Below are 12,608 nucleotides of genomic sequence, written 5' to 3'. Positions count from 1 at the left end.
TCGCACACAACCCGCCCTTGGACGAGATGAACGATCGCACCTGCATCGTTACCCGCAAGCAGGCCGAACCGGATGAACTGATCCGGTTCGTCGTCGGCCCGGATTCGGCCGTCGTTCCCGATCTCAAGAGAAATCTGCCCGGCCGCGGTTGCTGGGTGAGTGCCGACCGCCTACATATCGACAAGGCGGCGGCCAAGAACCTTTTTGCCCGCGCCTTCAAGGCACAGGTGGTCGTGCCGCCGGATCTTGGCGGCATGGTCGATGGGCTGCTTTCCAGATCCGCTCTGGGCATGCTGGGTCTCGCCCGCAAGGCAGGCGCGATCGCGCTGGGCGCTACCAAAGTCGAGAGCGCGGTGCGCAGTGGCCTGGCGCTTTTCGTGCTCCACGCGACCGAAGCGTCGGACGATGGCGTACGCAAGATCAGTCAAGCACGGCGGGCGACCGTCCATATTGGCGGGCCATCCGTCCTTGCCTACAAACTTTTCTCCGAAGCCGAGTTGAGCTTGGCATTGGGGGGTACAAATGTGATACATGCTGCCGTCCTCGCGGGAGACGCGGGTAAGGCGGTCCTGAAGCGCATGGTTGCGCTCGACCGATATCGGGGCGGTACCCCGGACGATCTTGCAATGCTTGTGGCCGTTGCTGACGAAGATGATGCCGCAGAGGATATGGAATGAGCGATACGAAATCGGGCGACGACAAGACGTTGAGTGTTACACCGAAGAAGACCTTGACGCTGAAGCGCCCCGGCATGGAACAGGGCACTGTGCGTCAGAACTTCTCGCACGGCCGCACCAAGCAGGTCGTCGTCGAGACCAAGAAGCGCAAATTCTCGATGCCCGGCGACAAGCCGGAGCCGGTTGCTGCACCCGTCTTCACGCCGAAGCCGGCGGCTGTCGCCGCGCCTGTCGTGCAGGAAGCGCCGAAAGCACCGCCCGCGCCACCACCGCCACCGCCGCCGGCCCCGGTCGAACGCGGCGGCATGGTGCTGAACGAACTGTCGCGCAGCGAGATGGAAGCGCGCCGCAGGGCGCTCGAGGGCTCGAAGGTCCGCGAGGTCGAAGACCGTCAGCGCGCCGCGGAAGATGCCAAGCGCCGGGCCGAGGACGAAGAGCGCCGCAAGCGTGAGCGCGAAGAATCCGCGCGCCGCCAGGCCGAGGAAGAAGCACGGCTGCAGACCGAGGCCGAATCGCGCCGTCGCGCCGAGGAAGAGGCACGCCGTCGCGCGCCGCAGGCCGCGGAACTGGCAACGGCTGACGAAGAGGAAGAGGTCAAGCCGAAGCGCACTGGCGCCGGTACCCCGGTGCGCCGTCCGATTACTGCTGAAGTGCCGCGTCCGGCCAAGCCGACCAAGGCCGAGGAAGATCGCCGTCGCGGCAAGTTGACCCTGAACACCGCGCTTTCCGAAGAGGATGCGCGAGCCCGCTCGCTGTCGTCGATGCGTCGCCGCCAGGAGAAGTTCAAGCGCGCGATGCACAATGAGCCGCGCGAGAAAGTCATGCGCGAAGTGATCCTGCCCGAGACCATCACCATCCAGGAACTGGCACAGCGCATGTCCGAACGTGCGGTCGATGTGGTCAAGTTCTTCATGAAGCAGGGCCAGATCCTGAAGCCGGGCGACGTCATCGACGCCGACACGGCCGAGCTGGTCGCCACCGAATTCGGCCACACGGTCCGCCGCGTCGCCGAGTCCGACATCGAGGAAGGCCTGTTCAACATCGCCGACAATGCCGAGGACCTGGTATCGCGTCCGCCGGTCGTGACCATCATGGGCCACGTCGACCACGGCAAGACCTCGCTGCTCGACGCCATCCGCAATGCCAACGTCGTCTCCGGCGAGGCCGGCGGCATTACCCAGCATATCGGCGCCTATCAGGTCGAGAAGAATGGTCAGAAGATCACCTTCATCGACACCCCCGGTCACGCCGCCTTCACGGCGATGCGCGCCCGCGGCGCCCAGGCCACCGACATCGCCATCCTGGTGGTGGCGGCTGACGACAGCGTCATGCCGCAGACGATCGAATCGATCAGCCACGCCAAGGCGGCCGGCGTTCCGATCATCGTGGCGATCAACAAGATCGACAAGCACGGCGCCGATCCGCAGAAGGTTCGCTCCGAACTGCTGCGCCACGAAGTCTTCGTCGAATCGATGGGCGGTGAAGTGCTCGACGTCGAAGTGTCGGCGACCAAGGGCACCAATCTCGACAAGCTGCTCGAGGCGATCCTGCTGCAGGCCGAAATCCTCGACCTGAAGGCCAATCCGGACCGTACCGCCGAAGGCGTCGTCATCGAGGCGCAGCTCGACAAGGGCCGTGGCCCCGTGGCCACCGTGCTGGTGCAGACCGGTACGCTGATGCCAGGCGACATTCTTGTCGCCGGCAACGAATGGGGTCGCGTGCGCGCGCTGGTCAACGATCGCGGCGAGCAGATCAAAGAAGCGCCGCCGGCGATGCCGGTCGAGGTGCTCGGCCTTCAGGGAACTCCGCAGGCGGGCGACCGCTTTGCCGTGGTCAACAACGAGGCCCGCGCCCGCGAGATCACCGAATATCGCCAACGTCTGGCGCGTGAGAAGGCGGTGGCCAAGCATGCCGGCCAGCGCGGTTCGCTCGAACAGATGATGTCGCAATTGCAGACGAGCGGGCTGAAGGAATTCCCGCTGGTCATCAAGGGCGACGTGCAGGGTTCGATCGAGGCGATCAACGCGGCGCTCGACAAGCTCGGCACCGACGAGGTGCGTGCGCGCATCGTTCATGCCGGCGCCGGCGCCATCACCGAAAGCGACGTCTCGCTGGCGGAGACTTCGGGTGCTGCGATCATCGGCTTCAACGTTCGCGCCAACGTGCAGGCACGTGCCGCGGCCGCGGCCGCCGGCATCGAGATCCGCTACTACTCGATCATCTACAATCTCGTGGATGACGTGAAGGCGGCTCTGTCGGGCCTGCTGTCGCCGGAGCGTCGCGAGACCTTCATCGGCAATGCCGAGATCCTCGAGATCTTCGACATCACCAAGGTCGGCAAGATCGCCGGCTGCCGTGTCACCGAAGGTAAGGTCGAGCGTGGTGCGGGCGTACGCCTGATCCGCGACAACGTCGTTATCCACGAAGGCACGCTGAAGACGCTGAAGCGCTTCAAGGACGAGGTTTCGGAAGTTCCCGGCGGCCAGGAGTGCGGCATGGCCTTCCAGAACTACGAAGACATGCGCGTCGGCGACATCATCGAGTGCTTCCGCGTCGAGATGGTGACCCGGACACTCTGAGTTCGAGTGACTTGTCGGTTTCGGGCGGTGGTCGAGAGGCCGCCGCCCCAAGCCTGTCGAGAATGACCCCGTATGAGACATGCGGCACGGTCCCATCCCGCGCCTCACGCTTTCAGGATTGAGAAAAATGCCTCGTTCAACCACGTCCAGCCCGTCCCAACGCATGCTTCGCGTCGGCGAACAGGTGCGCCATGCGCTGTCTGAAACCCTGCAGCGCGGCGAGATCATCGATCCGGTGATTGAAAATTCCGTGGTTTCGGTCTCGGAAGTGCGCATGTCGCCCGATCTGAAAATCGCCACGGCCTTTGTGTCTCCGCTCGGCGCCAAGGATGCCGACGCGGTGATCGAAGCACTGAACAAGCATGCGAAATTCGTCCGCGGGCGTGTCTCCGGCGCGCTCAGGCAGATGAAGTACATGCCGGAATTCCGCTTCCGGCTGGACACCTCCTTCGACAATTTCGCCAGGATCAACGATCTCTTGAAGTCGCCCGAAGTGGCGCGTGATCTGGATGCGGACGGTCAAGGCAAAGACGACGATGGGGACAGCGAATAATGGGCCGCCGCGGCAAGAAGAAGGGCCGGCCTGTCTCCGGCTGGGTGGTGCTGGACAAGCCGGTCGGCATGGGGTCGACCGAGGCCGTGTCCAAGATCAAATGGCTGTTCCAGGCCGAAAAGGCCGGCCATGCCGGCACGCTCGATCCGCTCGCTTCCGGCATGCTGCCCATCGCCCTCGGCGAAGCCACCAAGACCGTGCCCTATGTGCAGGACGGCGCCAAGATCTATCGCTTCACCGTTGCCTGGGGGCAGGAGCGCTCGACGGACGACCTTGAAGGGCCGGTGACGGAGAGCTCAGACCTGCGTCCGCCGGAAGCCGAGGTCAGGGCGCTGCTGCCGAAATATACCGGCGTCATCATGCAGACGCCGCCGCAATTCTCGGCCATCAAGATCGCGGGCGAACGCGCCTACGATCTCGCCCGCGAAGGCGAGACGGTCGACATTCCCGCGCGCGAGATCGAGATCGGCCGCCTCGACATCGTCGAGCACCACGCCGACCACACCGTTTTCGAGGTCGAATGCGGCAAGGGCACCTATGTGCGCTCGCTGGCCCGCGACATGGGCCGCGACCTCGGCTGTTTCGGCCATATTTCCGACTTGCGCCGGGTCGAGGTCGAACCGTTCACGCCCGAGGATTTCGTCACCATTGCCGAACTCGAGGCAGCCCGCTTCGGGGACCAGGGCGATGAGGGACCGGAAGCGGCCGGGGGATCGGACCAGGCCGAGGCGGTGACCAAGCCGGTCGACTTCGGCGCGATCGATGCGCTTCTCGTCGATACGTCGGCGGCTCTCGACTGCTTGCCACAGATCGCCATCAGCGACGACGCGGCGACGAAGATCCGTCTCGGCAACCCGGTCATCATCCGCGGCCGCGACGCGCCTGTCGAAGCCGAAGAAGCTTGCGCCACGGCACGTGGCAAACTGGTTGCCATCGGCGCGATCGAGCAAGGCATGTTCAAGCCCAAGCGGGTCTTTGCCGGGTGACGGCTCTGGTCTAACTTCAGGTTGACGTTACGCTCGAGGAGCAGATGGCAAAGGCCGAGGCGATGAAAAAGCGGGCGCCGGTGAAAACGCGGCGGCCGCCCGTCGGCGCTTCGCCGGGTACGCTGATCGCCGATCCGGCGGCGCGGCGCAGCGAACTCAGGCTGACGCTGATTTCGCCCGAAAAATTCAAGACCATCGACAATGCCAGCATCGACGATCTCAATACCCATTGCGACCGCTGGCCGGTCGTCTGGCTGGACTGCACGGGCTTGGCCAACATCCCGCTGATCGAGGAGATCGGCCGGATCTTCAGCCTGCATCCGTTGGCGCTGGAAGACGTGGTCAACACCGGCCAGCGGCCGAAGGTGGATTTCTTCGAGGACCATGCCTTCGTTGTCCTGCGCATGATCGACGATGTGACCTCACACCGTTACGAGCAGGTCGCCGTCTTCTTCGGCAAGAACTTTGTCGTTACCTTCCAGGAGCGCGAAGGCGATCCGTTCGATCCCGTGCGCAAGCGCATCGCTGCCTCGATGCCCAACCGGTTGCGCACCCGCGGCGCCGACTATCTCGCCTATGCGCTGATCGACGCCATCGTCGACAGCTATTTTCCGCCGATCGAGGCGGCCGGCGACGTGGTCGACGGTATCGAGGACGAGATGCTGCATTCAACGCACAAGCATCAGATGCGCCAACTGCATGAATTGCGGCGCGACGCCAATGTGCTGAAAGGCGTGCTGTGGCCGATGCGCGATGCGCTGGCGACACTGATCCGCAACGATGTGCCCTACGTGAAGGCTGAAACGAAAATCTTCTTCAATGATACGCTGGACCATGCATTGCGGCTGATCGAGCTGGTCGAGACCCAGCGTGACATGTTGACCGGCCTGATCGAGATGCATCTGTCCCTGAGCCAGGCGCGCACCAACGACGTCATCAGCTATCTCACCATCGTCTCGGTCATCTTCATGCCGCTGACCTTCCTGGTCGGCGTCTGGGGCATGAACTTCAGTCCCGACGCCTCGCCATGGAACATGCCGGAGCTGCGATCCTATTATGGTTATCCGGCGGCACTCGTCTTCATGCTGCTTGTCGCGGTGGGACTGATCGTCTTCTTCAGATGGAAGAAGTGGCTTTAGCCGCGGCAAAAGTCTCTTTCGTGCCGCAAAAACCACGCCGAAGCCGGCTTCGTGAATTAGGCTGGTGTTTTCAGGGGAATTGCACTATATGCGCCGCAGCATAGCGCCACGACGCTTTGCTTGCACCGGCCCCTGCTGGACGACATCCCGGCTGAGGGCGACCCGTTTCCTCAAACAGATAAGGAAAAACACGATGTCGATTACTGCCGAGCGCAAACAGGAATTGATGGGCGAATTCGCAACCGCCAAGGGCGATACCGGGTCTCCGGAAGTCCAGGTGGCTATCCTTTCCGAGCGCATCAAGAACCTGACCGACCACTTCAAGGACCACAAGAAGGATAACCATTCCCGCCGTGGTCTGCTCGCTCTCGTCTCCCAGCGCCGCAGCCTGCTTGATTATCTCAAGCGCAAGGACGACGCGCGCTACCAGACGTTGATCGAGAAGCTCGGTCTGCGCCGTTGACGAATTGACCGGCGGGCTTTCTTCGGAGGGCCCGCCGGTCGCGCATTCTGCCAGTCGTAGAGACTGGCCAGACCCGGTTTCGAGCGCGCAGAGGGCCACTCGAAACCGCCCATGGACGGTCATGGGGCAGGATTGCAGGACGCTCGCGCGCTTAGCCCGCGCTGAAATCACCCGAGCTTCCCGTTGTCTTGCCCGTGGCTGCCCGAGAAAGGAAGCCAGGGAAAGGGCATCCGCGCACCGTGAAACGGCGCGGCCCTTTCCGCTTATTAAGGACAAGATATGTTCAATCACCACAAAGTGGAAATCGAATGGGGCGGTCGTCCGCTCACCCTCGAAACCGGCAAGATCGCGCGCCAGGCTGACGGCGCTGTGCTCGCCACCTACGGCGAGACCAAGGTTCTGGCCACCGTCGTTTCGATGAAGGAGCCGAAGCCCGGCCTCGATTTCTTCCCGCTGACCGTCAACTACCAGGAAAAGACCTACGCCGCCGGCAAGATCCCGGGCGGCTATTTCAAGCGCGAAGGCCGTCCGAGCGAGAAGGAAACGCTGGTTTCCCGCCTCATCGACCGTCCGATCCGCCCACTCTTCGCCGACGGCTACAAGAACGATACCCAGATCGTCGTCACCGTCGTTCAGCACGATCTCGAGAATGACCCGGATATCCTGTCGATCGTTGCCACCTCGGCTGCTTTGACGTTGTCGGGTGTTCCCTTCATGGGCCCGGTCGGCGGCGCCCGCGTCGGTTACATCAACGGCGAATACGTGCTCAACCCGCACATCGACGAGATGCAGGAATCCAAGCTCGACCTCGTCGTCGCCGGCACCGCAGACGCCGTGCTGATGGTCGAGTCCGAAGCCAAGGAACTTGGCGAAGAACTGATGCTCGGCGCCGTCATGTTCGGCCACAAGGGCTTCCAGCCGGTCATCGATGCCATCATCAAGCTGGCCGAGGTTGCCGCCAAGGAGCCGCGCGACTTCACCGCGCCGGACTATTCCGCGCTTGAAGCCGAGATGCTGAAGATCGTCGGCGACGAACTCAGCACTGCCTACAAGAACGTCGACAAGCAGAAGCGCTACGCCGCCGTCGACGCCGTCAAGGCGAAGGTCAAGGCAGCCTTTGCTCCGGCCGAAGGCGAAGACGCCAAGTACACCTCCGAGCAGATCGGCTCCGTCTTCAAGGAGCTCCAGGCCAAGGTCGTGCGCTGGAACATCCTCGACACCGGCTCGCGCATCGATGGCCGCGACCTGAAGACGGTCCGCAAGATCGTCTCCGAAGTCGGCGTCCTGCCGCGTACCCACGGTTCGGCGCTGTTCACGCGCGGCGAGACCCAGGCGCTGGTCGTTGCCACGCTCGGCACCGGCGAGGACGAGCAGTATGTCGATTCGCTGACCGGCATGTACAAGGAGAAGTTCCTCCTTCACTACAACTTCCCTCCCTATTCCGTCGGTGAGACCGGCCGCATGGGTTCGCCGGGCCGCCGCGAAATCGGCCACGGCAAGCTCGCCTGGCGCGCCATCCGTCCGATGCTGCCCAGCGCTGACCAGTTCCCCTACACGCTGCGTGTCGTCTCGGAGATCACCGAGTCCAACGGTTCGTCGTCGATGGCCACCGTCTGCGGCACCTCGCTGGCGCTGATGGATGCCGGCGTGCCGCTGGCCAAGCCCGTTGCCGGTATCGCCATGGGCCTGATCAAGGAAGGCGAGCGCTTCGCGGTCCTCTCCGACATTCTGGGTGACGAAGATCATCTCGGCGACATGGACTTCAAGGTCGCCGGTACCGCCAACGGCATCACCTCGCTGCAGATGGACATCAAGATCGAGGGCATTACCGAAGAGATCATGAAGATCGCGCTGGACCAGGCCAAGGATGGCCGCCAGCATATCCTGGGCGAAATGGCGCATGCCCTGACCGGCGCCCGTCCCGAACTCGGCGAGTTCGCGCCGCGCATCGAGGTCATGCACATTCCGACCGACAAGATCCGCGACGTCATCGGTTCGGGCGGCAAGGTCATCCGCGAGATCGTCGAGAAGACCGGCGCCAAGATCAACATCGAGGACGACGGCACGGTGAAGATCGCTTCCTCGAACGCCAAGGAGATCGAGGCGGCGAAGAAGTGGATCCACACCATCGTCGCCGAGCCGGAAGTCGGCGAAATCTACGAAGGCACGGTCGTCAAGACCGCCGACTTCGGCGCCTTCGTCAACTTCTTCGGCCCGCGTGACGGTCTGGTCCACATCTCGCAGCTCGCCAACGACCGGGTCGCCAAGACCTCGGACGTTGTCAAGGAAGGCGACAAGGTCTGGGTCAAGCTGATGGGCTTCGACGAGCGCGGCAAGGTCCGCCTGTCGATGAAGGTCGTCGACCAGGCCACCGGCAAGGAAGTCGCTCGCGACAAGAAGACCGAAGGCGAAGAAAACGCTGCCTGAGCGACCTGACAGAAAATCGACGCGGGCGCGGCTTATGTCGCGCCCGTTTTCGTTTGAAGCAATTCCAGGAAACGTGCAGCGCTTTCCCTTGGGAATTGCCTAATGCCTGTCGCCCAGAAGTGTGCAGCGGTTCTGGGACAACGACAATGCATCAAAACAAAGACTTGAAGCGCGTTGCGTGAATCCGTTTCAGAGCGACGCGCTTTAAGACCCTGGGGAGCATATCGATGTCCATTGAGGCGCTGAAGACGCTTTTCCATCCGTTCGAAGCCGAGGCTCTGTCCCTGCCACGAACGGGCGAGCGCGTCCTCTTCCTCGGCGCCGAGCCCGGCCTGCGCTGGCCGCCAGGCTTCGAGGCGGCGCTGCATCTCGTGCAGGGCTTCCGGCCGCATTTCCGCGCCTTGCAGGCGGCTGGTTTCGCCGTCACGCCGAGAACCGAGGGCGACGATTTTGATGCCGCGCTGGTGCTCGCGGGCCGTCATCGCGGACAGAACGAACTGCGCATAGCCGAGGCTCTCGAACGCGCGGCTCCGGGCGGACTGGTCGTCGTTGCCGGTGGCAAGGAAGACGGCATTGCCAGCCTGCGCAAGCGCGTCGGCGAACTTGTGCCGCTCGACGGCTATCTGCCGAAATATCACGGCATCGCCTTCTGGCTGCGCCGCCCGGTGGATAGCCAGGCCGCCGACGCGCTTCGCGCCGCCAATCCCGCTGTGCTGGTCGAGGGCCGGTTCCACACCGCACCCGGCATGTTCTCCTTCGATCGCGTCGATGCGGGTTCGAAACTGCTGGTCGACAGCCTGCCCGGTGACCTGCGCGGCAATGCGGCCGATTTCTGCGCCGGCTGGGGTTATGTCGCAGCTGAAATGGCTGCCAGCTCGCCAGGCCTGTCCGGCGTCGATCTCTACGAGGCCGATTTCGATGCGTTGGAGGCAGCCAAGAGCAATCTCGGCAACACCGTGGCGCGCGGCTTCTTCTGGACCGATCTGCTCGCTGATCCTGTCGAGCGCCGCTATGACGTCATCGCCATGAACCCGCCCTTTCACCGCAGCCGGGCGGCGGAGCCGGAGATCGGCGCCGGCATGATCCGCGCCGCGGCCAAGGCGTTGAAGCCCGGTGGCAGGCTGTTCATGGTCGCCAACCGCCAGCTTCCCTACGAGCCCGTGCTGTCGGCCGCCTTTTCAAGCCATGCGGAGCTTGCCCGCGATGGCATGTTCAAGGTGATTTCCGCCCGTCGTTGATTGCTCAATGAAGATTGGCGACGCGCCGCACGTCCTCACCGGCGTGCTTGTCGCCAAGCCCGATCTTGAGCGGCGCCGGCCGGCCGAACAGGTAGCCCTGCACCACCTCGCAGCCGGCTGCTCTCAGCAGCGTCGCCTGGTTTTCGGTCTCCACGCCTTCGGCAATGATGCTGACGCCGAGCGCGCGCGACAGCCCGACAATCGTCGAGACGACGGCGCCGGAGCTGGAATCGGTATCGATGCGGCTGACGAAGGAGCGGTCGATCTTCAGCTTGCCGAACGAGAAATCGATCAGATAGCTGAGGTTCGAATAGCCGGTGCCGAAATCATCGACGGCAACGGAGATGCCCATCTCGGCAAGCTCTTTCAGGATGGCAGCGGCGCGGTCGCGGTCTTGCATCATCGCCGTCTCGGTCACTTCCAGCTCAAGCCGCGACGGCTTGATGCCGGTGGTCCTCATCGTGTCGCGCACGACCCCGACGAAATCCTTGGTCATGAACTGGACCGGCGAGATGTTGACGGCGACAAAGCAGTCGTCCGGCAAATGGCGGGCGTCGCTGCAGGCCTTGCGCAGAACCCATTCGCCGATCGGGTTGATCATCCCGGTTTCCTCGGCGATCTGGATGAACTCCATCGGTGGGATCATACCGCGTTCGGGATGGTTCCAGCGGATCAGCGCTTCATAGCCGATGATACGGCCGGTCGGCAGGTCGAGTTGCGGCTGATAGTGGAGGTCGAAGTCCCCGCGCTCGAAAGCGGTGTGCAGTTCGGCTTCGACCCATTGGCGATAATCGGCGACACGCCCCATCTCGCTGTCGAACACCGACCAGTTGCCGACCCCGCTGCTGCGTGCATGCTGCAGCGCCAGGTTGGAGCGGCGCAGGATAAGGACCGGATCGACGCCATCCTTGGGCATGGCCACGATACCCACCGACAGGCTCACCGATTGCTGATGGCTGCTGAGCTCGTAGGGCTCCATCATCTCGTCGATGAGCCTTTCGACCATGCTTTCCATCGTTCCCTGGATCTGGTGATCCGGAAGCAGCACCGCGAACTCGCCGGCGCCGATACGCCCGATCAGGGCACGTGCGGGCACGCAGCTCTGCAGCCGCTTGGTAAAGGCGCGGATCAACTCGTCGCCCTGTGTATAGCCGATTGCGTCGTTGATCTGCTTGAACCGGTCGATGTCGATGTCGATCAGGAACATCGGTTCCCCGGTTCGGCTTGTCGCGCACGCCGCCTCCGCGACCCTGCCCACCATCGCCGGCCGAGCCAGCAGTCCGGTCAGCTTGTCGAAATGGGTTTCATTGAACACGAAATCCGCCGATTCATCGATGCCGGCGAAGAATGACATTGCCGCCACCGACGCCGCCAGCGCGCAAAGCGCGGCCATGATCGCGACCATCATGTCCACCGAGATGCCGCCAAACCCGTCGCCGAAGCCGTGCTTCAAGCCCCAGATGCCGAGGATGAAACTGCCAATGCCCGAACTTGCTATGGTGAGCAGTCGGAACACCGGTGTTCGCTTCGGGTTGCTGACGACAGGCATTCAAGGATCCCCAGAATGCGGGACTCTATAGCGGAAATCTTCTTAAAATGAGTTTCCGCGAATGCGTCCAATTTTACTGGAGAAGACTATTTTGTAGTCGGAAACGGCAATTTCTCCGAAACAGCCCCATGCATCTTGCCAAAAGCATGTGACCTTGGTTCGTCTCAGGACCTGTCAGCCATCCGTCTGCTTCAACTCATCGAGCGTCGGCATCGAGACGATGTGATAGCCGGAATCGACATAGTGGATTTCGCCGGTGACGCCTGAAGACAGGTCGGACAGCAGATAAAGCGCGGAGCCGCCGACCTCGTCGATGGTCACGGTGCGACGCAGCGGTGAGTTGCGCTGCTGGTAGGAGAACATGTGGCGGGCGTCCGAAATGCCGGCGCCGGCCAGCGTGCGCACCGGTCCCGCCGAGATGCCGTTCACGCGGATGCCGCGCGGGCCGTAGTCGTTGGCGAGGTAGCGCACGCTGGCCTCGAGGCCGGCCTTGGCGACACCCATGACATTGTAGTTCGGCATGACGCGGACCGAGCCGGCGTAGGTCAGCGTGATCATCGAGCCGCCCTGCGTCATCAGTGGCGCGGCATTGCGGGCCACTTCGGTGAAGGAGTAACAGGAGATCACCATGGTGCGGACGAAGTTGTCCCGGCTGGTGTCGGCGTAAAGGCCCTTCAATTCGTTCTTGTCGGAGAAGCCGATGGCATGGACGACGAAGTCCAGTCCGCCCCAGGCCTTGCCAAGCGTCTCGAACGTGGCGGCGACCGAAGCGCTGTCTTCGACATCGCAGGGAACGACAAGCGAGGCGCCGAGCTTGTCGGCAAGCGGCTTGACCCGCCGGCCGAAGGCCTCGCCCTGGTAGGTGAAGGCGAGTTCCGCCCCGTGTTCGGACAATTTTTGGGCGATGCCCCAGGCGATCGAATGATCGTTGGCGACACCCATGACAAGCCCGCGCTTGCCCTTCATCAGTCCGTCCATGGCTGGCAATCCTTTTAGA

Annotated in this window: 10 protein-coding genes; 8 read left to right on the top strand and 2 right to left on the bottom strand. The window is 63.1% G+C overall.

Features of this window, described 5'->3' with window-relative positions; translation table 11 throughout:
- Positions 1-26: 26 nt before the first annotated feature.
- The 8 genes from A3AU_RS0120400 to A3AU_RS0120365 all read left to right on the top strand — a co-directional run bounded on the left by A3AU_RS0120400 (position 27) and on the right by A3AU_RS0120365 (position 10,062).
- A complete protein-coding gene (locus tag A3AU_RS0120400) occupies positions 27-677 on the top strand; it encodes an RNA-binding protein (RefSeq protein WP_027054524.1) in 651 nt (216 codons plus the stop codon).
- Entirely contained in the window at positions 674-3,256 is a 2,583-nt protein-coding gene (gene infB / locus A3AU_RS0120395) for a translation initiation factor IF-2 (protein WP_027054523.1), read from the top strand. Before A3AU_RS0120400 ends, infB begins: the two co-directional genes overlap by 4 nt.
- A 127-nt stretch (positions 3,257-3,383) precedes the next feature.
- Positions 3,384-3,809: a 30S ribosome-binding factor RbfA gene (rbfA, locus tag A3AU_RS0120390; RefSeq protein ID WP_027054522.1), complete on the top strand. Its 426-nt coding sequence runs from the start codon at positions 3,384-3,386 to the stop codon at positions 3,807-3,809.
- Entirely contained in the window at positions 3,809-4,795 is a 987-nt protein-coding gene (gene truB, locus A3AU_RS0120385; protein ID WP_027054521.1) for a tRNA pseudouridine(55) synthase TruB, read from the top strand. Before rbfA ends, truB begins: the two co-directional genes overlap by 1 nt.
- 44 nt (positions 4,796-4,839) lie before the next feature.
- The gene (gene corA / locus A3AU_RS0120380; protein WP_027054520.1) at positions 4,840-5,934 is read left to right on the top strand and encodes a magnesium/cobalt transporter CorA; all 1,095 of its coding nucleotides are present in this window, start codon (positions 4,840-4,842) and stop codon (positions 5,932-5,934) included.
- Between the two features lie 88 nt (positions 5,935-6,022).
- A complete protein-coding gene (gene rpsO / locus A3AU_RS0120375; RefSeq protein WP_272481095.1) occupies positions 6,023-6,397 on the top strand; it encodes a 30S ribosomal protein S15 in 375 nt (124 codons plus the stop codon).
- 279 nt (positions 6,398-6,676) lie between these two features.
- Positions 6,677-8,824 carry a polyribonucleotide nucleotidyltransferase gene (gene pnp / locus A3AU_RS0120370; RefSeq protein WP_027054519.1) on the top strand — a complete coding sequence of 716 codons (2,148 nt, stop codon included), beginning with the start codon at positions 6,677-6,679 and terminating at the stop codon, positions 8,822-8,824.
- 227 nt (positions 8,825-9,051) lie between these two features.
- Complete coding sequence (locus A3AU_RS0120365) at positions 9,052-10,062, top strand: class I SAM-dependent methyltransferase (RefSeq protein ID WP_027054518.1); 1,011 nt, start codon at positions 9,052-9,054, stop codon at positions 10,060-10,062.
- A gap of 4 nt (positions 10,063-10,066) precedes the next feature.
- Here the strand turns inward: A3AU_RS0120365 and A3AU_RS0120360 are convergent, their stop codons facing one another.
- A complete protein-coding gene (locus A3AU_RS0120360; RefSeq protein WP_027054517.1) occupies positions 10,067-11,611 on the bottom strand; it encodes a putative bifunctional diguanylate cyclase/phosphodiesterase in 1,545 nt (514 codons plus the stop codon).
- A 174-nt stretch (positions 11,612-11,785) separates the two neighbouring features.
- Positions 11,786-12,589, bottom strand: a complete 804-nt coding sequence (fabI, locus tag A3AU_RS0120355; protein WP_027054516.1) for an enoyl-ACP reductase FabI — start codon at positions 12,587-12,589, stop codon at positions 11,786-11,788.
- Between the last annotated feature and the right edge of the window lie 19 nt (positions 12,590-12,608).

This window comes from Mesorhizobium erdmanii USDA 3471 (assembly GCF_000472705.1).
In the GTDB taxonomy this organism is placed as follows: Bacteria; Pseudomonadota; Alphaproteobacteria; order Rhizobiales; family Rhizobiaceae; genus Mesorhizobium; species Mesorhizobium erdmanii.
Note: the sequence above shows the minus strand (reverse complement) of the source record. Positions and strands in the feature narration are given on the sequence as shown.